At 52.2% G+C, this 22,741-nt stretch carries 22 protein-coding genes; 8 read left to right on the top strand and 14 right to left on the bottom strand.

What is annotated here, in order from left to right:
* Positions 1–12: 12 nt before the first annotated feature.
* From HY879_04815 to HY879_04800, 4 genes are all read right to left on the bottom strand, one after another.
* A complete protein-coding gene (locus HY879_04815) occupies positions 13–954 on the bottom strand; it encodes a branched-chain amino acid ABC transporter permease (protein MBI5602658.1) in 942 nt (313 codons plus the stop codon).
* The gene (locus HY879_04810) at positions 951–1,808 is read right to left on the bottom strand and encodes a branched-chain amino acid ABC transporter permease (protein ID MBI5602657.1); all 858 of its coding nucleotides are present in this window, start codon (positions 1,806–1,808) and stop codon (positions 951–953) included. Before HY879_04810 ends, HY879_04815 begins: the two co-directional genes overlap by 4 nt.
* A 16-nt stretch (positions 1,809–1,824) precedes the next feature.
* Positions 1,825–3,477 carry an AMP-binding protein gene (locus tag HY879_04805; protein ID MBI5602656.1) on the bottom strand — a complete coding sequence of 551 codons (1,653 nt, stop codon included), beginning with the start codon at positions 3,475–3,477 and terminating at the stop codon, positions 1,825–1,827.
* A gap of 75 nt (positions 3,478–3,552) precedes the next feature.
* Positions 3,553–5,511 carry an FAD-dependent oxidoreductase gene (locus HY879_04800; GenBank protein ID MBI5602655.1) on the bottom strand — a complete coding sequence of 653 codons (1,959 nt, stop codon included), beginning with the start codon at positions 5,509–5,511 and terminating at the stop codon, positions 3,553–3,555.
* 396 nt (positions 5,512–5,907) lie between these two features.
* Between HY879_04800 and HY879_04795 the strand changes: the two genes are divergently transcribed.
* Positions 5,908–7,419: a PAS domain S-box protein gene (locus HY879_04795; protein MBI5602654.1), complete on the top strand. Its 1,512-nt coding sequence runs from the start codon at positions 5,908–5,910 to the stop codon at positions 7,417–7,419.
* Between the two features lie 8 nt (positions 7,420–7,427).
* The gene (locus HY879_04790) at positions 7,428–8,858 is read left to right on the top strand and encodes a sigma-54-dependent Fis family transcriptional regulator (protein MBI5602653.1); all 1,431 of its coding nucleotides are present in this window, start codon (positions 7,428–7,430) and stop codon (positions 8,856–8,858) included.
* A gap of 154 nt (positions 8,859–9,012) precedes the next feature.
* On the opposite strand, the gene HY879_04785 is transcribed toward HY879_04790, so the two are convergent.
* The 3 genes from HY879_04785 to HY879_04775 form a co-directional block, all read right to left on the bottom strand.
* A complete protein-coding gene (locus HY879_04785; protein ID MBI5602652.1) occupies positions 9,013–9,798 on the bottom strand; it encodes a hypothetical protein in 786 nt (261 codons plus the stop codon).
* Positions 9,795–10,634 carry a 2-hydroxyglutaryl-CoA dehydratase gene (locus tag HY879_04780; protein ID MBI5602651.1) on the bottom strand — a complete coding sequence of 280 codons (840 nt, stop codon included), beginning with the start codon at positions 10,632–10,634 and terminating at the stop codon, positions 9,795–9,797. The genes HY879_04785 and HY879_04780 overlap by 4 nt, the downstream gene beginning before the upstream one ends.
* 297 nt (positions 10,635–10,931) lie before the next feature.
* Entirely contained in the window at positions 10,932–11,348 is a 417-nt protein-coding gene (locus HY879_04775; GenBank protein MBI5602650.1) for a nuclear transport factor 2 family protein, read from the bottom strand.
* A gap of 316 nt (positions 11,349–11,664) precedes the next feature.
* On the opposite strand from HY879_04775, the gene HY879_04770 reads away from it, so the two are divergent.
* The 6 genes from HY879_04770 to HY879_04745 all read left to right on the top strand — a co-directional run bounded on the left by HY879_04770 (position 11,665) and on the right by HY879_04745 (position 16,997).
* Positions 11,665–12,615: a histone deacetylase gene (locus tag HY879_04770; GenBank protein MBI5602649.1), complete on the top strand. Its 951-nt coding sequence runs from the start codon at positions 11,665–11,667 to the stop codon at positions 12,613–12,615.
* Entirely contained in the window at positions 12,612–12,896 is a 285-nt protein-coding gene (gatC, locus tag HY879_04765; GenBank protein ID MBI5602648.1) for an Asp-tRNA(Asn)/Glu-tRNA(Gln) amidotransferase subunit GatC, read from the top strand. Before HY879_04770 ends, gatC begins: the two co-directional genes overlap by 4 nt.
* 167 nt (positions 12,897–13,063) lie before the next feature.
* On the top strand, positions 13,064–14,521 hold the full coding sequence (gene gatA / locus HY879_04760) for an Asp-tRNA(Asn)/Glu-tRNA(Gln) amidotransferase subunit GatA (GenBank protein MBI5602647.1): 1,458 nt from the start codon (positions 13,064–13,066) through the stop codon (positions 14,519–14,521).
* A 117-nt stretch (positions 14,522–14,638) separates the two neighbouring features.
* Positions 14,639–16,357 (top strand): aldehyde ferredoxin oxidoreductase, encoded by a 1,719-nt coding sequence (locus tag HY879_04755; protein MBI5602646.1) that lies wholly within the window; start codon positions 14,639–14,641, stop codon positions 16,355–16,357.
* A gap of 39 nt (positions 16,358–16,396) precedes the next feature.
* Complete coding sequence (locus tag HY879_04750) at positions 16,397–16,636, top strand: MoaD/ThiS family protein (protein ID MBI5602645.1); 240 nt, start codon at positions 16,397–16,399, stop codon at positions 16,634–16,636.
* Positions 16,637–16,811: 175 nt separating this feature from the next.
* Entirely contained in the window at positions 16,812–16,997 is a 186-nt protein-coding gene (locus tag HY879_04745; GenBank protein ID MBI5602644.1) for a hypothetical protein, read from the top strand.
* 193 nt (positions 16,998–17,190) lie between these two features.
* On the opposite strand, the gene HY879_04740 is transcribed toward HY879_04745, so the two are convergent.
* The 7 genes from HY879_04740 to HY879_04710 form a co-directional block, all read right to left on the bottom strand.
* Positions 17,191–17,667, bottom strand: coding sequence for a response regulator (locus HY879_04740; GenBank protein ID MBI5602643.1), 477 nt, complete (start codon positions 17,665–17,667; stop codon positions 17,191–17,193).
* 18 nt (positions 17,668–17,685) lie between these two features.
* Positions 17,686–18,090: a C_GCAxxG_C_C family protein gene (locus tag HY879_04735; GenBank protein ID MBI5602642.1), complete on the bottom strand. Its 405-nt coding sequence runs from the start codon at positions 18,088–18,090 to the stop codon at positions 17,686–17,688.
* Positions 18,091–18,296: 206 nt separating this feature from the next.
* On the bottom strand, positions 18,297–18,983 hold the full coding sequence (locus HY879_04730; protein MBI5602641.1) for a hypothetical protein: 687 nt from the start codon (positions 18,981–18,983) through the stop codon (positions 18,297–18,299).
* A 156-nt stretch (positions 18,984–19,139) separates the two neighbouring features.
* Positions 19,140–19,910, bottom strand: coding sequence for a type III pantothenate kinase (locus HY879_04725; protein MBI5602640.1), 771 nt, complete (start codon positions 19,908–19,910; stop codon positions 19,140–19,142).
* A gap of 13 nt (positions 19,911–19,923) precedes the next feature.
* A complete protein-coding gene (locus tag HY879_04720; GenBank protein MBI5602639.1) occupies positions 19,924–21,276 on the bottom strand; it encodes a phosphoglucosamine mutase in 1,353 nt (450 codons plus the stop codon).
* A gap of 11 nt (positions 21,277–21,287) precedes the next feature.
* Positions 21,288–21,926: a hypothetical protein gene (locus tag HY879_04715; GenBank protein ID MBI5602638.1), complete on the bottom strand. Its 639-nt coding sequence runs from the start codon at positions 21,924–21,926 to the stop codon at positions 21,288–21,290.
* Positions 21,923–22,729 carry a TIGR00159 family protein gene (locus tag HY879_04710; protein ID MBI5602637.1) on the bottom strand — a complete coding sequence of 269 codons (807 nt, stop codon included), beginning with the start codon at positions 22,727–22,729 and terminating at the stop codon, positions 21,923–21,925. Before HY879_04710 ends, HY879_04715 begins: the two co-directional genes overlap by 4 nt.
* Positions 22,730–22,741 lie beyond the last annotated feature (12 nt).

Here is a 22,741-nt window from a genome sequence, read left to right as displayed (position 1 = left end):
ACGGGCAACGCTTCAGCGGGCATCTTTCCTCCATTTACGCAGGGTTACCAACAGACCCGCGGGGAAAAAAAGAACGGTACAAACATAGGCCAATCCTAAAAATATCAGCCAGCGGTCCGTAAAGCTGCTGACGATATCGCGGACAAACACGATGATCAGGGAGCCCACCAGCGGCCCGAACAACGTGCCCGGGCCGCCCAGGATAACCATGAGCAGGGCTGATGATGAGTGGATCAGACTGAAGTCTGCCGGATTGGGACATCCGTAAAAATAGGCATGCAAAACTCCTGAAATTCCACCGATAAGTGCGGAAATCAAAAAAGTCAAATATTTGTAAAGCCACACATTGTAGCCCAAAGCGCGCATGCGGGTCTCGCTGTCCTTGATTCCTTTCAGCGCCAGACCAAGGGGGGAGTTGACCAACAGCCAAAAGGCCCCGATCACCAAGAGAAAAATCAGGACTACCAGACCATAGAAGGCGACGGGGCTGTTCAGGTTGAGGCCCGGGATCAAGTCCGGCCTGGCCAGGCCCGGCAACCCATCGTCCCCGCCCGTCACCGAACGCCAGCGATAGGTTACGCCATAGAAAATCTGGCAAAACGCCAACATGATGACGAGGAAGAATATGTCCCGGGTACGGATAGCCAGCGGTCCGACTACCAACCCAGTCGCCAATGCCGCCAGCAACCCTACACCCATGGCCGACCAGGAAGCGCCGCCCCAGTGGCGTGTAAATATAGCAACCGCATAAGCGGCCACACCAAAAAAAGTTGCCTGCCCAACCGAGGCCAGACCGAGGTACCCCAGCAGCAGATTAGCCGACATGGCCAGCATGGCCAGAATTAAGGCACTGGTGACCAGGCCCAGGCGATACGTCGAAAGCACCAAAGGTAAAAGGGCAAAGACGGCGACGAGTGTAATAAACGAAAGAATTTTTATATTGCGGTTGCTCATAGAACCCGACCCCAAAGTCCCGTTGGTTTCAAGGCCAGAATAATGGCCATCGGAGCGAAGATAGTAAACATGGCCAGTTCCGGGAACAGGGCCTTCCCGAAATTGTCCAGAGCGGCCACGATGATACTACCGAAGAAAGCCCCCTTCATGCTCCCCAAACCACCCACAATGATCACCACGACTGCCAGGAGCAGGACATCCAGATCGACCCCGGGGTAGACTCCGACGAAAGGGCCGCCTAAAACGCCGCTCAGACCGGTGAGGGCCACCCCCAGGACGAAAACGGTCGTGAAAAGGACCGGCACATTGATCCCCACCGCCCGGGCCATCTGCTCGTCGTCTACGCTGGCCCGCAATATGGCCCCCCATTTCGTTTTTTCCTGAAAAAGCCAGAGGCCGATCCCAATGAACAGGCCAACGGCAATCACGAATAAACGATATTTGGGAAACACGATTCCCCCCATATTGAAGGCACCCTCCAGCCATTCGGGCTTCCGCAAGGTGGTGGGATCAGCTCCCCAGATGATGATGGCCAGGTCACCGATAATAAACATGCAGCCGAAGGTCAGGAGCACCTGCAGCAGGCGGAGCCCATACACCCGCCGCAGCAGAAACCGTTGGAGAATGTATCCCACGGCGCCGGCCGCGACCGCGCCCGACAGGAGTCCCAGGAAAAAATTACCGCTCCAGTTGTCCACACTGAAGGCCACGTAGGCCCCGATCAGGTAGCAGGAACCGTGAGCGAGATTAAGGATGTTCATCAATCCGAAGATGAGGGACAATCCTGCGCAAAGCAGAAACAGGAGCATGGCAAAGGAGAGGGCATTGAGGGTCTGAATGATCCAGAATTCCATAGTAACCTTCGCCCTTCTACGGCTGTTCCTGGGTGATCTTCTCGGCAATCATTTGCCGGAGAGCCTTCTTGTTGATCTTGCCGACCGCAGTGAGGGGAAAGGAGTCGACTATCTCCAGGCGCTCCGGCAACTTGAATTTGGCTATTTTTCTCTCCTGGAGAAGGAAATCATTCAGAGCCTTAATCGTAATACTCGACCCCGGACGCGAGATGACATAGACGCAGGCCCGCTCGCCCAGAAGGGCATCCGGCATGGCGATATAGGCACAGTTGGCCACGGCCGGATGAGCCAGAATGTGATTTTCGACTTCTTCCGCGCTGATTTTTTCCCCCCCGCGGTTAATACAATCCTTGATTCTCCCTTCCACGATTACGTTACCCGTCGGATGGAGGCGAACGAGGTCGCCGGATTGGTAGTAACCGTCTGCGGTAAAGGCCTTGGCATTATGCTCGGGGGCCCGGTAATAGCCCCGGATGGTGTGAGGGCCCCGGCACCAGAGTTCACCCACCTCTCCGGAGGGGACCTCCTTCCCAATTGCGGGATCGACGATCTTGAATTCATCCCCCGGGGATTGGGGGCGGCCCTGGGTATAAAGCTTTACTTCCTGGGGATCGTCCCGGCGCGTCCAGTACAGGGGCCCCTCCGCCATGCCCAGGACCTGCTGCACATCACACCCCAGCTCCGGTTTAATCCGCAGGGCGATTTCCGGGTTTAACTTGGAGCCGCCGGTTAAAATGACTTCCAATGAGCTCAAATCATACTGCCGGCGGTTGGGATGGTTCAGCATACCCACGATCATGGTCGGTACGGCCACGCAATGCGTCACCCGATACCTGGCGATAAGGGCCATCATCTCCTCGGGAGCAGGATTTTCCGCGAGCACTTCACAACCGCCTTTAGACAGCACCCCCTGCAAACCCGGACAAGCGACGGCAAAATTGTGTTCCTGCGGAATAGCAATGAGAGAAACGGTGTTTTCGTTGAGGCGGCATATCTCGGCATTACACCTGAAATTATAAACATAATCATTGTGGGTTCTGGGGATCAGTTTGGGAATACCGGTGGTTCCACCGGAAAGGAGCAGAACCGCCGGGAGGTCCGGAGCCGGATGGGGAAGGCTGCTCGCCTTGAGCCGCTGTTCGATGGGATCCTTTAGCAGGGCATCGATCGAATGGCCGTCTCCCTGGGGATCTCCTCCGGCGACCAGGACCATCTCCATTTGAGAATTCTTGCTTCGGACCTGGGTGGCCATCTCCTGATAATCGAACCCCCGCCAACTGGCGCCAATGGCTATGGCCCGGGCCTGGGAAAGCTCGGCAAAATAGTTGATTTCAGCCTCCCGGTGGGCAAATAAGGCCATAATAGGAATGCCACCGGCTTTCAGCGTGGCCAGATAAGTGATGACTACCTCGGCAATGTTCGGCATCTGCAGGATCAGGCGGTCGTAGGGACGCAATCCCAGATTGACCAGGTGAAGGGCCAGGCGGGTGACGAGATGGCCCAGATCTTCATAGGTGAATTCCCGGCCTCCAGAGGTAATCAGGGCCACTCGAGGTCCGAACTTTACAAAACATTCATCCAGGACCTCGCTGATGGTTCGATCGAGCCAGTACCCCGCAGCCCGATATTTATCGGCGAATTCCTTCGGCCAAGGCGTAAAGCCTTCCATAGTCGTTATCCTCCTTAAACAAATAATTAAGCAGCCTCCCGTCACCTGGGCTGCCGAAAAAAGGTGCTGTAATGGCTAAATACGCGTCCCCAACTTAAAACCGTCATGAATAGCGTTGTATAAGCTTCTGGGAACCATGGCATCGCCGATAACATACAATTCGTCACAAAAATATTCGAGATCGGTCGTCAGTTCCTGGCGGGACTGGACGGGGCCGGCCAAAATGACTACATCCGCCGGCAGGCTCAGATTTTTGCCATCTTTGTCCTGGACCATCACCGAACCATTTTCGATGCTCAGGGGCTTGGCCCCCGTGAAGGTTTTGATGTTGAGCTTTTTGACCAGGGCGGTGTGACGCCATTTGAAGGTCATGGACACATCAAAATCGACCCTCTTGTTGGCTTCGACAATGACCGGTTTTTTCCCTTGCTCGGCCAGGACCTCAGCCACGGTCAACCCGATCTTGCCACCACCCAGTATGACCGCCTGTGGTCCGGCCTTGGCCGGATATCCGGCAGACAGGACCTTCCAGGCATCATAGACGATTTCCGTATCTATTCCCGGGATAACGGGTTTTTTTACCGTCGCTCCAGTGGCTAAGACGACTACATCAGGGTCGAATTGTGCGGCCACCCGCTGATTAACCGGCGTATTGAGCCGAACGGGTATGTCCAGGTCTTCCAAACGGTATTTATAATACTGCAGGAGTTCCTGCAGGACTTCACCGCCGGAGATGTCTTTCGATGAGGGAATGAGTCCGCCGCCAAGTTCATCGGAGGCTTCGAATAGGGTCACTTCATGGCCCCGCTGGGCAGCGGCGATGGCGGCTTCAAGACCGCCCGGCCCTCCCCCGACCACCATGACTTTTTTCCGGACCGCGGCCGGCGATATGGAATATTCGGGCTCGACCTCATGTCCAAGCCGGGGGTTCACGGAACAGATATAGGGCTGGTTGTAAAACATCTTGGCCAGACAGAGCATACATCCGATACACGGTTTGACCCGCTCGGGGGCTCCGTTATTGATTTTATGGATCATTTCCGGATCGCTGAGGAGCGGTCGGCAGATTTCCCAGTAGTCGAACACGCCGTTAGCGATCGCCTTATCGGCCTCCCAGGGATCGGAAAGCCGCGGGCCAAAGGCTAGCGGAACGTCGCCAATGGTTTTCTTAGCTTTTTCGGCCAAATGTAACCATTCAGTCCGACTTATGTCTCGTCCGAGGGCGCCCTGCCGGGATTCATGCCAGCCGATTACCATGCTGATCAGGTCCACTCCGGAATGCGCTGCGATGCGCATAATCTCCAGGCATTCTTCTTCTGTATTCCCCCCATATTCGTCCATAAGCTCGGTCCCATTAAGACGGATGATCACCAGTCGATCAGGTCCCACGGCCTTGCGCAGCGCTTGAATGATCTCCACCATAAAGCGGGCCCGTTTTTCCACCGAGCCGCCGTAGGCATCCGTCCGCTTGTTGGTAAAGGGAGACAGAAAACAACTCATCAAATATCCGAGGAAACTGGTCACCTCAACGCCGTCATAACCGGCCCTGACGGCGCGCTCGGCGGCTTGGGCATGATCGGAGATCGCATTCTCTATTTCCTCCCGGCTCATCGCCCGTGGAGGCCGAAAATGCTTTAAGGTTTGTGGGGTATCCGAAGGCTGGACACAATACCCCAAGTCGATTCCGCCATAGCGACCTCCGTGCAGTATCTGTTGAATGGCTAGGGCCTCATGGGCATGGAATAAACCCGCAATTCTACTAAGGCCCGGGATATATTTGTCGTCATTAATACAGAGCTGACTGTGATAAGCCTTCCCTTCGCCCAGGCTATCCGGATAAGCGCCCTGATTGGTCATGATGGCGGCACCCGTCTGCGCTATGACCTGATCGCGGGCAAATTCTCGTTCGGTGAGAAATCCGTCACGGGTGTTAAAATTGCTTACGCAGCAAGCAGCATATTTGATTCGATTCTGTATTTCATATTTTCCTATTCTGCTTTTTTCGAAAATGTGGGAAAAATCACTTTTGGGCATCTCTCTTCCTCCCGAACAGAGCATCTTGGAACCTTTCAGTTTTATGAAAGTGACTTGGCTTGGGGAGCCCCCTGCGGCTTCTTGGCCATTAGGGATGAGCAAATTATATGCCAGGCATTTTTTTCACCAAAAGGTGTTATGGTTTTATTGGGGATTTATCATAATAAGTTTGAATAATTTTAGATGGTTAAATTTGTATATTTCGCTTTATTTAGATTGCTTGAAGATCGTCTGATCGCTTTGTTCTTATAAAAATAGAATTATCCCAAACAAGGATTAATCTCTTAATTGAAATTAATTTTCAAATATTTTGAAAATAGATGGAATATTTTTCAATTTCGTTATAATGATTAATTGGACGTTTTTTCAACGAAAGTCTCGCCAAGGAGATTTTTTATGGATCTATCCGAAGTCCTTATCCAATTTCACCAACATATCGTTGAGACCTGGGCTCACCGCATGCTCCACGATAATTCCTCAAGGTATGCGGACGAACCGGCTCAGGAATTGACCATGCTGATCGATCGAGCGGCCAACTGTTTCCGCTTGGCCTTGGTGGATGACCAATGGGGAGATTTGGTTGAGTTCATCAATTTCATCGCCTATAAAAGGCTCCACGGCGGTTTCACCCTTTCCGAAGTCCAGAGAGCTTTCGAACAGTACCGCGAGACCGTTCTTCCTCTGCTGATAAAGCATATTAAGCCTTCCTCTTTGACACCGACCCTTCTGCGACTGCATCGGTGCCTGGTATCTACCGTAACCCAGTTCAGCTCCTATTTTCAGGAATTGCACGAAGAATTCCTTCGCAACCAGGCAAAATATCTGGAGCAAGAGGTGGCGGATAGAACCGGGAAGCTGGCCGATTCGGAACGTAAATACAAAACCCTGGTGGAGGATATCAACGACGGCTATTTTGTCCTGGCCGAAGGAACGATCATCTATTGCAACAATGCCTTTGCCAGAATGCACGGATATGGTGCAGAAGAAATCGAAGGGCACCATTATCTGGAATTCGTCGCTGTGGAATCGAGACCGGAGGTAGAAGCCTCTTATGCCGATAGCCGCAAAGGCCTGCGCAGCGCTTCCCGACTGGAATACCTGCGGTTACACCGGGACGGTCGGCACCTGTCAACCGAAATCATGGCCAAACTCTCCTCATTCGGGGGACAAGTGGCGAACATTGGCGTCTGCCGTGATATAAGCGAGCGTCTGGAATTGGAAAGAAAAAACCGGGAGGTGGAAAAGCTTGGCGCCTTGGCCAACTTAGCCGGCTCGCTGGCCCATGAGATCAACAACCCGTTGACATCCATTAAAATGAATCTGCAACTGTTTTCGGAGGGACAATTGCCGGAGGATGCCCGCCGGAAACTCCTCGCCTCAACCCTTCGAGAGACGGAGCTGATTCGGAGAAGGGTTATAGAAATGATGGACCTGACCATACCTTTTCGCCTCAAGATCCGATTGGTTGACCTAAGGCAATTGATCAAGGGCTGCATCAAAATGGTTGAACAAAGAATGAATTATCAGGGAGTCCGTGTTATTACCCGATTCAGTTCAAAGGTCGGTACGGTGTCCGTGGATCCGGAACGTATCGAGCAAGCTTTGATCAACTTGCTGCTCAACGCGCTGGAGGCGTTAGCAACGGGAGGACATATATTTATCAGCACCAAATGGTTGCGGGAGAAAGGGAAGCTTTGGGTGTGCTTGCGGGTTGCAGACGACGGCCCCGGAATTCCCGTAGAAAAGCGTCCCTATGTCTTTGATCCTTTTTTCAGCCAAAAGGCCGGCGGTATCGGCCTGGGTTTAGGAAACGTTAAGAAAATCGTCGAGGCCCACGGTGGCCGGGTATTCGTCTCCGAGCGTATCCCCAAGGGGGTGGGCTTCACGATGCTGCTGCCCCAGAAATGAGAGAGCCCATGAGAGCCAAAGTGTGTATCATTGATGATCAAAGCTCCATCCTGGAATCCATGGAGATGTTTTTTAGACTGAGAAAATGGGAAGTATGCACGGCCACCAACGGTCCCGATGGGCTGGCTTTGGTGGAAAAATTCCGGCCGGCACTGCTGATTTTGGATATCAGGCTGCCGGGTATGAGCGGACTGGAGGTCCTAAAGCGGCTGCGGGGCAAATTTCCAAAGCTGCAGGTGATCGTAATCACCGCCTACCAGGATATGGAAAGCACGATTCAAGCGATAAAACTGGGGGCCTTTGATTATCTCCATAAGCCTATCGATGTGGATGAAATGGATACCGTCATCCGCCGACTGGAACAAACCACCCAGGCCCACTACCAAGATGAAAGCGAAGTCCTTGATCCGGCAGCGGCTCAATCCGGTCCCCAGCCTCTGATCATAGCGCGCAGTCGGAAAATGAAAGAGGTGTTTAAAATTATTGCGCTGGTCTCGGAATCCCGGGTGACGGTACTCATCCAAGGGGAAAGCGGCACCGGTAAGGAGTTGATCGCCAGGAGCATCCATCACAACAGCCCGTGGAAAGACAGGCCTTTTACGGTGATGGATTGCTCGACTTTGGTGGACTCCCTCGTGGAGAGTGAACTTTTCGGTTATGAGAAAGGCGCTTTTACCGGCGCCCATGAAACCAGAAAAGGGCGCCTCGAATTAACCGGGGAGGGTACTATTTTTTTTGATGAAATCGGGGAGCTGCCCCTGACCATGCAGGGTAAACTTTTACGGTTTCTGCAATCGGGCGAGTTCGTGCGGGTAGGTGGGAATCAACCCAATTTCTCGAGAGCCAGAATCGTGGCGGCCACCAATCGGGATCTCACCAAATTGGTTCAGGACGGCAAATTTCGGGAAGATCTTTACTACCGGTTGAAGGTGGTGACGATCAATGCGCCGCCGTTACACAGTCGGAAATCGGATATTCCAGTTTTAGCCGATTTTTTTCTCAAGAAAATGGCCGACCAAAACGTTTCCAAACTCAAACGGCTTTCACCGGGGGCGTTAGACCTGTTGATGCAATATGACTGGCCGGGAAACGTGCGGCAATTGGAAAATGCGCTGACCCGCTGCGCCGTGTTAACCTCGGACCTGGTGCTGACCAGAGAGCATACCGAGGCCTGCCTTCAAGACTCCCCCAATCCTCCAAGAATGGAGGGCCCCAGTGAAGGTCTGGAGAATTTTGAACGGAACCATATCCTTAACATTTTGAACAGCAAAGACTGGCATTTAGGAAAGACCTGCGCCCAGTTGCGGATGTCCCGACCAACATTACGGGCCCGCATGAAAAAATATGGTTTAACAAAGAAAGCTATACCGCGTCCACCGGTATCCCCCCCAGGGGCAAAAGGTCGGGAAATAATTCCCGGGCTTCCGCCAGCACGGTGAGATCGCCGTAAACCGGAGCGCTGAATAGGACTGTTTCTTGATCCACAGAAATCTTCCGCAGGGTTACACACCCTTCCTGATCTTCCACCAATTGAACGCTGTAATCGTGGAACCGTTCTTCGCTTAAAATCCGTAAAATATCCAAAGTTAGAATCTAACCTCTCTTTTTCAGGATCTCTGCGGCCAGCAGGGCCGCGCCCACGGCCCCGACGATCTGGGGTTCAAAACAGATATGGGCCTTCAGGCCCAGCTTCTCCTCGATACGTCTGACCACCCCCAGGTTTTTCGAAATCCCGCCGCTGATGACAAAGTCCTCTTCCACCCCGACGATCCGAACCAGGCTCTTGACCCGGTCGGCCACCCCGTCGCAGAGTCCGGCCAGGATCCGGTCGGTCGGCTCCCCCTGTCGCATGAGTGACAAGACCTCAGATTTGGCGAAGACCACACAGGTGTTGCTCACCTTGATCTCTTTTCCCTTGGCCTCCAAAGAGAGCGGCCCTATATCCTCCAGCCGGATCCCCAGGAGCCCGGCCATGACCTCCATGGCCCGTCCTGTGCCTGCCGCGCACTTATCGTTCATCAGAAAGGTAGTGACCTTGCCTTTCTCGTCGCAGCGGATGGCCTTGCAGTCCTGACCCCCCATATCCAGGATCGTCCTGACCGTAGGGGTAAAGAAGTGGGCACCCCGGGCATGGCAGGTGATCTCGGTAATATTCTTATCGGCAAAGGGGACCACGACCCGGCCGTAGCCTGTGGCCACGGTAAAAGCGATCTCTTCCTGACGGATAGAGGTCTTCTTCAGCGCTTCTTTCAGGGCCTCGACGGCGGTGGCGGCACTTTCCGGACCGGTTCGGACAATGCTGTAGGAAGCGATGTGGCCATCCACCAGGATAACGGCTTCCCCGGAAAGGGAACCCACATCTACGCCACAAGTGATCATTGATCGTACTCCCTTAATGAATTAATCTGTAGTAACTCTTTTACCAATGCCTCACTTTTAATGGTTTCCAAGGCATCCGCCGCCAGTATCGCCGCACCCAGGGCACCGGTTATCTCCGGGAACTCGGGCACCCGCACCTCTATGCCCAACTGGCGTCTTAAAGTCTCGACAATTCCCACATTTTTAGCCACGCCACCGGTCAGAATCACTTCCGGTTCCAATCCTACCCGGGGGATGATGGATACCACTTTGGCCACCAGCGATTCATGGACGCCGGCCAAAATATCCTCCCTGGCCGATCCGCGGTGGATTTCGGCCACGATCTCGGATTCCGCAAAAACCGCACAGGTCGTGGTCAACCTGACCTTTTTTGAGGAACGAAGGGATAAAGGACCGAGATCTTGAACCGAAAGCTTCAGCATTCCGGCCACGGTCTCCAGGAAAATTCCAGCCCCGGAGGCACATTTATCGTTCAATACAAAATTGGTCAGGTTCCCTTCTGAATCGCACCTGAGGATCCGGCTGCCTTCCGCCCCCAGGTCGATAACTGTCCGGGCCTTCGGGAAAAACCAGTGGGCCCCGACCACCTGGCAAAGCATTTCGGTCCGCTGACCGTCAGCCAGGGGAACCTTCTCCCGCCCCACTCCGGTGGCAAAGATTCGGTCAATCCCTTCCGGTCTCAAGGCATATTGCTTGAGTATTTCTTCAAAGGCGGCACCGGCCGCGGCCTCTACCGCCCCGGCGATGACCAGGGACCCCTGACCGAGCAGACATTTCCCCTGGACCAGGGCCACATGGACACTCTGATGGCCGACATCAATCCCGGCTGTAATCATCTAATCCCTTGTTTCTCCTTCTGAATATTTTTTATTTTTTTATATAAGTGCATGGTATAAGAATTTCCTTTTGGGACGCAGATCGGCGCAGATTGCCATGATTTAATTTGAAAAAAGGTTCCAAGATTCAAGATGCAAGTTGCCGAATGCGGGTTTTCGCTTTGAGCTTTCAGGTTTCAGCTTATTTCTTGAACCTGCGGGTATCGGCGAAAATCTGCGTCCTAATTTATGAAGTATTTTGATTTTTTAAAACAGGGCCGGATCAGGGAGAAGATTTTCGATCCTAATCCACCACACCTATAGATGCAGAGGTATCCTTTGTCCGTCTATCTCGATCGTTGTCTTGGCATAGGTCAGTTTCTGGATGATCTTTCCATCCTGAAGATGAATGACATCGAGACCCCGCCTTTTTTCAGGCTTTCCCGTATACCCTTTTTCTGACGAAGGCCAGGAAAGTTCCCAGCGATAAAGGACTTTTTGTTCTTTTTCGTCAATAAAAAGATCTTCCCCGGTGAATCGAAACCCGCCATGATTGGCAAACCAGGGGGCCCAGGCCTTTCGCAAGGCCTCTTTTCCAACCGCCTTCCCACCGGTCCAGTTTTCGAAAATCACCTCATCATGGAAGAGCGTCATCACCCCTTCCAGGTCATGGTCGTCCCAGGCCAGGTTCCATTCCTCCATGGCCTTCAGAATCGCTTCTCTTGACAGGGTCATGAGATACTCCTTAGCATTATTTCCCATAATGAAAAATTAAACCATATCGCAAAAAAAAGCAAACTGAAATCCTTGCCGCTGAGGAAGCAGGTCAGAACTTTAGGAGAAAATCAGGGTCTATTTTCCCCTTGACCACTTCTCCCCCCTTTTATTATACTTCAGTACTTATACTATTAAATTAAGGATCATATTTTTGAACCCTCAAAAGGGAGGATGACCTTTGACCACCGGTATCATTCAGGACCCCATTTTTTTAGAACATATCCGGGGATTTTCCCATGTGGAAAGCTCTGAGCGGCTGGAAGTTCTTTATGACATGCTGCAAGAAGACCTTGCCGGACAATTCCAATCCATTACTCCCCGCCCGGCCACTCATCAGGAACTGACTTATATCCATACCGCCGCCTATGTCGATCGGGTGGCCTCCACCGCCGGACGGGAATATGTCTCTTTGGATCCCGACACCCAGACCTCCCCCAAGTCCTATGAGGCGGCCATTACTGCCGCCGGAGGACTCTTCACCCTGGTCGATGCCTTGTTAGCCGGTAAGATCGACAATGGGTTTGCCCTCACCCGCCCACCCGGACATCACGCCGAGGCCGATCGGGCCATGGGTTTTTGCTTGTTCAATAATGTAGCTTTGGCCGCCGAATATGCCCGTCATCATCACGGTCAGGAGAAGGTCCTCATCGTCGATTGGGACCTCCATCACGGCAACGGCACCCAGCATGCCTTCTGGAAGAGCAACAAGATTTTGTATTTTTCCACCCATCAGTATCCTTATTATCCCGGCAGCGGGGCGATCCACGAAGTAGGTGCGGATAAAGCGCAAGGCTATACGGTCAATTGCCCCCTCTCCAGCGGCTATCAGGACCAGGACTTCGCCCAGATCTTTGAAAGGGTCCTCCTGCCCATCGGCCGCCAGTTCAAGCCCGATCTGATCCTGGTTTCGGCTGGCTTTGATACCTATTACCAGGATCCCCTGGGTGCCCAACAGGTAACCCCGGCGGGATTTGCCCGGATGACCAGACTCCTGATGGATCTGGCCCGGGACGTCTGTCAGGGCCGGTTATTACTGACCCTGGAGGGTGGCTATCACTTAAAGGGATTGCGCCTTTCCGTCCTGGCGGTACTCAAGGAACTGTTGGGAGAATCCATCCTTTCCGCTGATCAACAATTACCTGATTCCCGTCCGGACCTGCCTATTGTCGAAAAAGTCTGGTCCATTCAAAAAAGTTTTTGGAAAAAAAGGGGTAAACTTTCATGAAACTTTCACAACAAGAGGTCGAGCACGTGGCCTTTCTGGCCCGGTTGCAATTGGCTCCGGAAGAAATTGAAACCTTTACCGGCCAACTCAATGGTATTCTTCTTTATATGGAAAAATTATCGGAACTCGATACCGGCGGCATTGAACCTATAACCCACGCCCTGCATTTATCTAATGCCTTTCGGGAAGACCAGGTTGTCCCTTCATTGCCGCGGGAAGAAGCCTTGGGCCTGGCCCCGGAACAGGGCTGCTCGGCCTTTGTGGTGCCCAAAGTCATTTGATGCTCGATGCTGGATTAATGAGAATGTCGAAGGAAGGGAAAAATCACTTCGTGATTCGAAATTCGATGTTCGTATTTGTTGATTTCGCCGAATCCCGCCTTGCGGGACTAAACGACGAACGGTATTTTCGTGTTAAACCCATTAAAGTTACTTGAACCAGGATAACTATGGAATTATATCAAATAACCATCGCCCAGGCCCATGAAAAATTAAAAAACAGGGAAATCAGTTCCCGGGAATTAACAAGATCGGTATTAAACCGGATCGACCAGGTTGAACCTGCAGTAGGCGCCTATATTACCTTGACGGCGGAATTGGCCCTTGAGCAGGCCCGGCAAGCCGACCAACAAATCGCCGACGGCAACATCTCTCCCTTGACCGGTATCCCTTTGGCGGTAAAGGATCTGATTTCCACCAAAGGAATAAAGACCACCTGTGGTTCCCGAATCCTCGGAAATTATATCCCCCCCTATGATGCCACCATTATGACCAGGCTTCAGGCCGCGGGATGCGTTTTGCTCGGCAAGGCCAATATGGACGAATTCGCCATGGGTTCTTCGACGGAAAATTCAGCCTTGAAGGTCACCAGAAATCCCTGGAACCTGGACCACATCCCCGGAGGCTCCAGCGGGGGGTCGGCTGCCGCCGTAGCCGCCGGAGAATCCCTGGCCGCTATCGGGTCGGATACCGGCGGCTCCATCAGGCAGCCGGCCTCGCACTGCGGGGTTGTGGGGATGAAACCCACTTACGGCCGCGTATCCCGTTACGGTCTGGTGGCCTTTGCCTCCTCCCTGGATCAGATCGGGCCTTTGACCCGGGATGTGACCGATTGTGCCCTTTTGTTGAATACCCTTGGCGGATATGACCCTAAAGATTCCACCTCGGTCCCCCGGGAAGTGCCCGATTACACCAGGGTTCTGCAAAAGGATTTAAAGGGATTACGCCTGGGTATTCCCAGAGAATACTTTGTAGAGGGGATGCATCCGGAAGTGGAACAGGCTGTCCGAAAGGCCATTTCCGTCTTTGAATTGCAGGGAGCCCATTGCCTGGAAATCTCTTTGCCCCATACGGAATATGCCGTGGCCGTCTACTATATCATTGCCACGGCCGAAGCCAGTTCCAACCTGGCCCGCTATGACGGGGTCAAATACGGTTACCGGGACCCTGATGAGCGGACCCTGATGGAAATGTATCAACAGACCCGTTCCAAAGGATTCGGATCGGAGGTGATCCGGAGGATCATGTTGGGTACCTATGTCCTTTCTGCCGGCTACTACGACGCCTATTACCGAAAGGCCTCCCAGGTCCGGGCCTTGATCCACCAGGATTTTCAAAAGGCCTTCCAGAGCTGCGACTTAATCCTGACACCGGTGGCCCCGACTCCGGCCTTTCGCCTGGGAGAAAAATCTTCCGATCCCCTCGAGATGTATTTGACCGACATCTTCACCATCTCGGTCAATCTGGCGGGGATTCCGGGAATGTCCCTGCCCTGCGGTTTCAGCAGCCAGGGACTCCCCATTGGCTTGCAGATCCTCGGAAATCACTTTGATGAAGAAAAAATCCTGCTGGCCGGTTACGCTTTTGAACAAGCTACGGACCATCATTTACGCCGTCCGTCTTTGTGATTTATTTAAGGATCTGTTTAAAACTTATTGAAATTCAAAATACTATTTGACAGGATGAACAGGATTAACTGGGTAAATCCTATTAATCCTGTCGAATAAAAAAGGAGATGAATCATCATGAAAATTTTAAGAGTCAACATGTCCAACCAGACTATCCGTTTTGAAGAGGTTCCCCAGCCTTATCTCGGTCTGGGCGGCCGAGGTTTGACTTCCGTCATGATCGACACCGAAGTACCCCCGAAATGTGATCCTTTGGGACCGGAAAATAAACTCATTTTTGCCCCCGGGCTTCTGAGCGGCACCAGCCTGGTCAATACCAGCCGAATCTCAGTAGGCGCCAAAAGCCCTTTGACCGGAACCATCAAAGAAAGTAATGCCGGAGGGACCATGGCCGCGGCTTTGGGACGTCTGGGGATTACCGCTATCGTTATCGAAGGCCAGGCCGCCGCAGAGGAATTATTCTTCTTGCGCATTGATGAAAAGGGTGCGGCCTCCCTTTTACCGGCCCAGGCATATAAAGGGATGCGAACCTACAGCCTGGTTGAAAAATTGCTCGAAATTTACGGAGACAAGACCTCAGTCATGGCTATCGGCCCGGCCGGCGAATACCGTTTAACAGCCGCCTCGATTCAAGGCTCGGATATCGACGGCCGCCCCTGCCGGGCAGCAGGGCGGGGAGGACTCGGGGCCGTCATGGGAGCAAAAGGGTTAAAGGCCGTCCTGGTGGATCAACGGGGCAACAGCCCTGATGCCCTGGCAGATCCGGAAACCTTCAAAGAAGCGGCCAAGGTCTTTGCCAAGGCCGTCAAGGCCCACCCCTTCAGCGGCCAGCTCCTGCCCAATATTGGGACGGCCGGGATGGTGGGACCGGTAAATTCCCTGGGCGGTTTCCCCAGTTATAATGCCACCCAAGGGGTCATGGACGGCTGGGAAAAGATCAGCGGAGAGACCATGACCAAAATCATCAAGGAACGGGGCGGGAACCCCACTCACATGGGTTGTGCCCAATGTATTGTCCACTGCTCTAATGTGTATGTGGATGATCAAGGGAAATTTATGACCTCCTCTTTGGAATACGAGACTATCTGGTCCATGGGCGGTATGACCGGGATTAACGATCTGGATACCATTGCCCGTCTGGATTTTCTCTGCGATGACATCGGGCTGGATACCATGAGCACCGGCGTGGCTCTGGCCGTGGCCATGGATGCCGGCTACAAAAATTTTGGCGACACCGGGGCGGCGATCCAAATGGTCGAGGAGATCGCCCAGGGCAGCCCATTGGGCCGGGTCCTGGGTAACGGCCCGGTGGCCGTCGGCCGGCACTTCAACCATCACCGGGTGCCGGCGGTCAAAGGCCAGAGTATAGCCGCCTATGATCCCAGGGCCATGCAGGGCAATGCCGTAACCTACGCCACTTCGCCCATGGGCGCCGATCACACCGCCGGGAATGTGGTCGGCCGATATCTGGGTGGACTTCTCGATCCTTTAAAGACCGACGGACAAGTCCAGGCCTCGAGAGAAGCCCAGATCGCCATGGCTTCGGTGGACTGTACCGGTCTTTGCCTTTTAGCCAGTTTCGCCTTAACCACCCCGGAAGGCGGCGAAGCCTTTCTCAAGGTCATGAATGCCAAATTGGGCACACAGCTTGGGCCCGAGGTCATCGGCCAGATGGGGGTCCGCGTCTTACAAGTGGAAAGGGAATTTAACCGCAAGGCGGGTTTCACCAGTAAAGATGACCGGCTTCCGGAATTTTTCTATAAGGAGCCCTTGCCCCCCCACAACACCGTGGTGATGATCACCGATGAGCAGATGGACAGTACGTTTGATTTTTAAAAGAAGGGATCGAGGATTCGAGGAATCCTATTGGTTAATATGAAAATCTCCATTAAATTATTCGGCACCTTGAGCCAGCGTTTTCCCGATTACCGTACGGACCTGGGTCTTGTGGTAGAATTGCCCGAAGGGTCGAAGGTGGCAGACCTTTTGACCCTTCTGAAACTCCCCGAATCCCTTGAAAGTTCAGTGCTCATGAACGGCCGTTTTTTAACTAGAGAGACCGGCCTGACCGACGGATCTGTACTCCAAATTTTTCAGGCCCTGCACGGGGGATAACCGTCTTTTAGAAGGTTATTAAAGTCTTGACTTATTAGAATTTTTGAATAATATGAATTAATAAAAAATGAAGTTCGTTTTAGGGTCTGGAGAGATATCTCTGGAGGAACCTATGATGGTCGGGCCGCCGTCGGAGCAGTCGCTTTGACGGCGGTTTCTATTTATGGAGGTTCCTATGAACGGGATATCAAGAAGAATAATCCTTACGACTCTGGTTTTAGCGCTGGGAATTGCCCTGGTCTTTTTATCCGCTTTCCTCCTTCGCTTCCTGTCCAACCCCGGGGTGGTTCTGCTTTTAAGTCTGATAGGCTTTATGATAATCGGCCTGGTTATCAAGCATGCCGCTGCTAAATCTTTATAAAAACAATTGGGTTATGCCAGGTCCGCTCCCCGCTCCAAGAGCAGCTCTCTCAGCACAGAGCGATGACATTTGTCTTCTTCTTCGCAGTAGTACCCCAGGGACCTATTGGTCTGATGCAAGAGGGCGGCTAAAAGATCCAGAATCTTCCCGGGTTTGCGGTGAACAAAACTCTCTCTTCAAACATCCAATGGGGCTACCAGTAGACGATACCTGATTTTTTCTTCCATTCTTCCTCAAACTGGTCGTCAAAATAGTTTTCCAACTTTTCCAGAAGACGCTTCCAGCCGGACTTGTATTCATACTGCAGCATATCCTCAAGAAAAGGAACGATTTCAGCCAGCTTTTCTTTCGGCAAATAGGCTCGGGCCCCCAGATCATGGGACTTTTTTAGGGCCTCGGGGCTTAAAGCGTGGGCCGTCAGCATGGCCACTTTGAATTTGCGGGAGACGGCGATTTCGAGGAGATCGAAGCCGCGTACACCCATGATATCTAAAACGACTATATCGTAATCCTTCGATTTGAGTAGTTCGGCTGCCCCCTCGTAACTGGTGGCCTTGTCCATCGTACAGTCCGGACAGCCCTGCAGGATCACCTCTTCGAGGGTCTCCAAGACATCCGGCTCATCATCCACAGCCAGGATTTTTTTATTTTTCAGACCCGATTCAGCCATCTTTTTTCTCCTTTTTCACTATTTGGTCTCGGCATCCGCCTGGTCTAAAATTTCTCCCAGGGCATAGGCCGTATCCCCGACCAATTCAAGGCAGATTTGCCGCCGGCCTTCAGGGTTGTTATAAAATGCCTTGGTTTGCTCCTTGTCGGACCAGTTCACCCGGGCGATGTCCGCACAATTGACCCCGCCGTAAGGTTTGGCCAGTTCCTCGAATTTTTTGTTCAGTTTCCAGCTTAAGCGCCACATCCGGGGATGTTCTTTTTCCTCCAGATTGCCCCGGCTGTAGAGACTGGAGATAAAGGACACTCCGCCTAACAAAATCCCGCAGACCCGGCCGCTGCTGGCCACCCCACCTCCCAAGGCCCCCATGGCCTTGATCAAGGTCTCATTTTTGTCACCTGTCTTTTCCTGGCCCACGGCCATGATGACCTGGCTTCAATGAAAACGAGCCATAAACAGTTCTTTCGCTCTTTGACGCATCTCTTCAGGAGTCATGATTTTACCTCAGTTTTCTAAATTTTACCTGCAATAATTTATTCGAGTTCAATTTTCAACTTTAAAGGGGCAACGCAAAAATAGGGAGAATGATTACAGGATAAATGCCTTGGAGGGAAAGCGGTTTCTGAATCTCATTTAAATTCCCTGGGATTGAAATCTCCTCTATTGAGCAGGGCAGCTCCGCCTTCGTTGGTCTGGGTCAGAACATACAGGCCGGCCTTTTCCGCATAACGCCCCACTTCATCCTTAACTACCAGAGCCCCTATGCCGCCTTCCAATTTCAGGTCCCGATACTCCGGGAACAGTTCCTTAAACTGCGGGAGTTTCTCTTCCACAAATCGATCGACCATCCATTTCTCAAGCTTATTTTTGACCTCCACGACTAAAATCCAACCACCGTTTACGGCGACAATATCGAACTCGGCGATACCTTTCCTCTTTACATTTCTACGAATTCTCTCAAAAATTATATTTCGCTTTTTGAACAATTCGGGAAGATTCCGGTAAAAAAGTTCCTCGGCTACCTCTCCCTGAACCAATCCCAAATTACCCATTTGTATCCCAATCCGTTCTAATTTGATATCGGTTTTCCGAAGCTGCTCATCGGTTTTCTGAAGTTGTAGATCCGTTTTCCGAAGTTGCTCATCCGTTCTCTTAAGTTGTTCATCGGTTCTCCGAAGTTGCTCATCGGTTTTTTTCTGGGACTCTTTCAGTTCTTGAATTTGGGAATCGGTTTTTTTCTGGGAATTTTTTAACTCAATAATTCCTTTGAATAATGATTCTATCCCTTTTTCAATTCGGTCTAATCGGCTTTCCATACTGGGACACCTTTGGGTTTATAAAAACTTATTGACTATATTAATAAAATTAAAAAAAGAGGGCAAGGATGTCAAGAAAAAATATTTTCCCCCTTGTAGTATAGATCCTCGGATTCAGAACCATTGGGCTTTTCCCCCGCTGGTGTTGGCCGCACTTTACGAGCGGTTGCGCTCATAAATAATCCTTAAGCCCTCCAGGGTCAGGTAGCTGTCCACCTCTTCGATGGTTTTAGATTCGGCAGAAATCAAAGGGGCCAGTCCGCCGGTGGCGATAACCTTCGGTTTTTTGGGAACCGTATCCATAATGCGCTGCACCAGCCCGTCCACCAGACCGGTATATCCATAGATAATCCCCACGTTCATACTGCTGATCGTGTCCTTGGCCAGGACGGTCTTGGGTTTGGAGAAGATTTCCACCCGGGGGAGCTTGGAGGCCTTTTGAAAGAGGGCCTCACAGGAGATGAGGATACCCGGGGCGATGGCCCCGCCCATATATTCCCCTTTCTCGGAAACATAATCAAAGGTGGTGGCCGTCCCGAAATCCACCACGATCAGATTGGTCCGATATTTTTCATAAGCTGCTACGGCATTGACGATACGATCAGCCCCCACTTCTTTAGGGTTATCATAAAAAATCGGCATCCCGGTCTTGATTCCCGGTCCGACAAAAAAGGGACGGAAATTAAAATAGCGTTTCCCGAATTCCTCCAGGGTATAGAGCATGGGCGGGACCACGCAAGAGATAATCATCTGGCCCACCTGGTCCAATCCTAATGCACGGGAAGCAAAGAGGTTCCGGATGAAGATCCCCAATTCATCCAGGGTGGCGTCTTTTTCCGTTCGGATACGCCAATCACAGAGCCGGACAGGCCCATCATAGACCCCTAAAACAATATTGGTGTTTCCCACATCCATAACCAACAACAGATCTTTTAATTTTTTAGGCATTGAATTCCCTTTCAATCATCCGGGCCGTTTCTTCGGCTAATACCTGAATCTCTTTTTCATCCTCCCCTTCTATCATGACCCGGACCAAAGGTTCCGTCCCTGAAAAACGGACCAGCAGACGGCCTTTTTGGCCCAGTTTTTTCTCCACCTTCCTGATTTGCTGGGTGACCGCCGGAAAATCCTCCAGCCGTTTCCGTTCCTTGATCCGGACATTGACCAGTTGTTGAGGATATCGTTCCATGACGTCCGATAAGTCGGAAAGACTCTTCCCCTCCTTTTGCATGATGGCCAGGAGCTGCAAGGCACTTAAAATCCCGTCCCCTGTGGGGTTGTGGTCCAGGAATACCAGATGACCGGATTGCTCCCCCCCGAAGTTACAACCTCTCTTGACCATTTCCTCCACCACATAACGGTCTCCCACCTGGGTCCGGATCATCCGGATCCCTTTCTCCTGCATGGCTACTTCCAGGCCCATGTTGCTCATCACCGTGGTGACCAGCGTATTCTTTTTTAATCGCCGATCTTGAGACATCCGGGTGGCACAAATGGCCATAACCTGGTCGCCATCGATGATCTCTCCGTTTTCGTCTACAAAAACGACCCGGTCGCCGTCCCCGTCAAAACTGATGCCGATGTCGGCCTTCTTTTTCCGGACCATGGCACTGACCAGCCTGGGATAGAGGGCCCCACAATTTTTATTGATATTTTCGCCGTTGGGTTTGGCCCCCAACAGGGTTACCTGGGCACCCAACTCCTCGAACACCGTCGGGGCCACTTTATAAGTCGCCCCGTTGGCGCAATCCAGAACAATATGCAGTCCATCGAGGGTCAATTCCTGGGGGAAGGTGTTTTTTAAAAATACGATGTACCGGCCGATGGCATCGTCAATACGGAAAGCCTTCCCGACCTTGTTGGCCGTGACCATCGACGAAGAGAGGGCCTCGGAAAACATCAGGGATTCGATCTTTTCCTCCACCGGATCCGGCAGCTTAAAGCCGTTGCTGGAAAAGACCTTGATCCCGTTGTCCTGGTAGGCATTGTGTGAGGCCGAGATGACGATACCGGCGTCGGCCCGCATACTGACCGTCAAAAAAGCGATGCCCGGAGTAGGCAGGGGCCCGACCAGAAGGACATCCCCTCCCATGGAGCAAATCCCGGCGGTGATGGCCGTTTCAATCATATACCCGGATAGCCGGGTATCTTTTCCGACCACGATCTTGTGACGCCGGGTCTTATCTTTAAAAATATAGGCACACCCCTTCCCTAATTGAAGGGCCACCTCTACAGTCATGGGGTAAACATTGGCCACCCCCCGGATACCGTCAGTGCCAAATAGTTTCCGCATAACTTCTCCTTTTAATGATTACCATTTTTTTTTACCTTCACTTGAACTTCCAGAGGGACATCCTTGACCAGATAAATTTGCAGATTGCGAAAATCCAGATAGGCCCGCTGTTTCAAATCGGCCTTCAGTCCCTGAATTTCTATGGGCTTGGTATAAAGACTGTCCAGGGTTTCCACCACCCTCTCAGGTCCGGCGATCTCCACCTGTTGATTGTTGACCTGGATGGATTCGATTGCATATCCCGGTGCCGGTTTGCCGATAATACGGGGCTTGACCTCAATTTTTCTGGTCAATAATTTCTCAAGGATCACCACCACCTGGGTCGGATTGATCCGGGTGATCTTGACCCCTCGAGGCAAAGGGATCCCTTCGGAAGATATGGAAAAGGAAACGGTTCCCGCTTTGGTGTTGGAAAGATCCAGGCTTTTGCTTAAATTTTCCGTGGCCAGGGAGCGGATCAGACTCCTGGGCCCGTTGATCCGTATCTCGATCCCGTGGGTCACGTTATTGACCACAATCAGATCCCTGGGGATGTTGATCAGTTCCAGGGGAACGGACAGTCCTACCTCGGCCCGTTCCTCTCCGACCACGAAATACCAGATGATGACGGCCAGAAGGACCGCTAAGATCTTATAAGACAGGTTTTTCATGGCCGTTTTGCCTTTGAGGACCCTGGTTTTCTCGGTCCGAACAACCAGAAGGCCCGCCGGCCCTTTTCCTGGGCAAACAAGGTCTGTAAGACCCTCTTCAGGGTGGTTGAATCCAGTCCGCGGGTAAACCGGCCGTTGATGGCCACTGAAATACGGCCTGTTTCTTCTGACACGACCACGATCGCCGAATCGGCCTCATCGGTCAATCCGAGGGCCGCCCGGTGACGGGACCCAAAACTCTTGCTCACCTTGGTATTCCTGGTCAGGGGGAGATAACAGCCGGCGGCCGTGATCTTGCTGTTTTGGATAATCACCGCCCCGTCATGAATAGGCGATTGGGTGTGGAATATGCTGACCAAAAGTTCCCAGCTTACCCGGCCATCTATCAGGGTTCCGGTCCGGACATAGTCGTTCAAACCGGTCTGACGTTCCATAACGATCAAGGCCCCGGTCAGATGGCTGGAAAGATAGACTGCGGCCTTGATGATCTCTTCAATGGTCTGAAGGGTCTCGGCCGGGGTTCTGACAAAAGGACTTCGGCCCACCTGGGCCAGGACCCGCCGGATCTCGGTTTTGAAAAGAATGATAATAACCAGAATGACGGAACTTAAGAAACTGTTCAAGATCCAATGCAAGGTGAGCAATTCCACCTTTCGGGCAATCAAAAAGGCCAGAAAGATTACGGCCAGACCGATCAGGATCTGAACGGCCCGGGTCCCCTTGATCAAAAGAAAGATCTGGTAGATAATAATGGCCACTACCAGGATGTCCACCACATCCTGCCAGCGGATATTAAAAAAAATAAGCCAGAAGTT

The organism is Deltaproteobacteria bacterium (assembly GCA_016219225.1).
In the GTDB taxonomy this organism is placed as follows: Bacteria; Desulfobacterota; RBG-13-43-22; order RBG-13-43-22; family RBG-13-43-22; genus RBG-13-43-22.
The sequence above is the reverse complement of the archived record's forward strand: the minus strand, read 5'-3'. Positions and strand labels throughout refer to the sequence as shown.

What these genes read in the sequence shown, in the direction of transcription:
- HY879_04740 (MBI5602643.1), bottom strand. Translation starts at nt 17,667, where the DNA reads ATGGCTGAATCGGGTCTGAAAAATAAAAAAATCCTGGCTGTGGATGAT.
- HY879_04795 (MBI5602654.1), top strand. Translation starts at nt 5,908, where the DNA reads ATGGATCTATCCGAAGTCCTTATCCAATTTCACCAACATATCGTTGAG.
- HY879_04770 (MBI5602649.1), top strand. Translation starts at nt 11,665, where the DNA reads ATGCTGCAAGAAGACCTTGCCGGACAATTCCAATCCATTACTCCCCGC.
- gatA (MBI5602647.1), top strand. Translation starts at nt 13,064, where the DNA reads ATGGAATTATATCAAATAACCATCGCCCAGGCCCATGAAAAATTAAAA.
- HY879_04790 (MBI5602653.1), top strand. Translation starts at nt 7,428, where the DNA reads ATGAGAGCCAAAGTGTGTATCATTGATGATCAAAGCTCCATCCTGGAA.
- HY879_04720 (MBI5602639.1), bottom strand. Translation starts at nt 21,276, where the DNA reads ATGCGGAAACTATTTGGCACTGACGGTATCCGGGGGGTGGCCAATGTT.
- HY879_04815 (MBI5602658.1), bottom strand. Translation starts at nt 954, where the DNA reads ATGAGCAACCGCAATATAAAAATTCTTTCGTTTATTACACTCGTCGCC.
- HY879_04755 (MBI5602646.1), top strand. Translation starts at nt 14,639, where the DNA reads ATGAAAATTTTAAGAGTCAACATGTCCAACCAGACTATCCGTTTTGAA.
- HY879_04810 (MBI5602657.1), bottom strand. Translation starts at nt 1,808, where the DNA reads ATGGAATTCTGGATCATTCAGACCCTCAATGCCCTCTCCTTTGCCATG.
- HY879_04750 (MBI5602645.1), top strand. Translation starts at nt 16,397, where the DNA reads ATGAAAATCTCCATTAAATTATTCGGCACCTTGAGCCAGCGTTTTCCC.
- HY879_04775 (MBI5602650.1), bottom strand. Translation starts at nt 11,348, where the DNA reads ATGACCCTGTCAAGAGAAGCGATTCTGAAGGCCATGGAGGAATGGAAC.
- HY879_04745 (MBI5602644.1), top strand. Translation starts at nt 16,812, where the DNA reads ATGAACGGGATATCAAGAAGAATAATCCTTACGACTCTGGTTTTAGCG.
- HY879_04785 (MBI5602652.1), bottom strand. Translation starts at nt 9,798, where the DNA reads ATGATCACTTGTGGCGTAGATGTGGGTTCCCTTTCCGGGGAAGCCGTT.
- HY879_04735 (MBI5602642.1), bottom strand. Translation starts at nt 18,090, where the DNA reads ATGGCCGTGGGCCAGGAAAAGACAGGTGACAAAAATGAGACCTTGATC.
- HY879_04805 (MBI5602656.1), bottom strand. Translation starts at nt 3,477, where the DNA reads ATGGAAGGCTTTACGCCTTGGCCGAAGGAATTCGCCGATAAATATCGG.
- HY879_04800 (MBI5602655.1), bottom strand. Translation starts at nt 5,511, where the DNA reads ATGCCCAAAAGTGATTTTTCCCACATTTTCGAAAAAAGCAGAATAGGA.
- HY879_04715 (MBI5602638.1), bottom strand. Translation starts at nt 21,926, where the DNA reads ATGAAAAACCTGTCTTATAAGATCTTAGCGGTCCTTCTGGCCGTCATC.
- gatC (MBI5602648.1), top strand. Translation starts at nt 12,612, where the DNA reads ATGAAACTTTCACAACAAGAGGTCGAGCACGTGGCCTTTCTGGCCCGG.
- HY879_04730 (MBI5602641.1), bottom strand. Translation starts at nt 18,983, where the DNA reads ATGGAAAGCCGATTAGACCGAATTGAAAAAGGGATAGAATCATTATTC.
- HY879_04780 (MBI5602651.1), bottom strand. Translation starts at nt 10,634, where the DNA reads ATGATTACAGCCGGGATTGATGTCGGCCATCAGAGTGTCCATGTGGCC.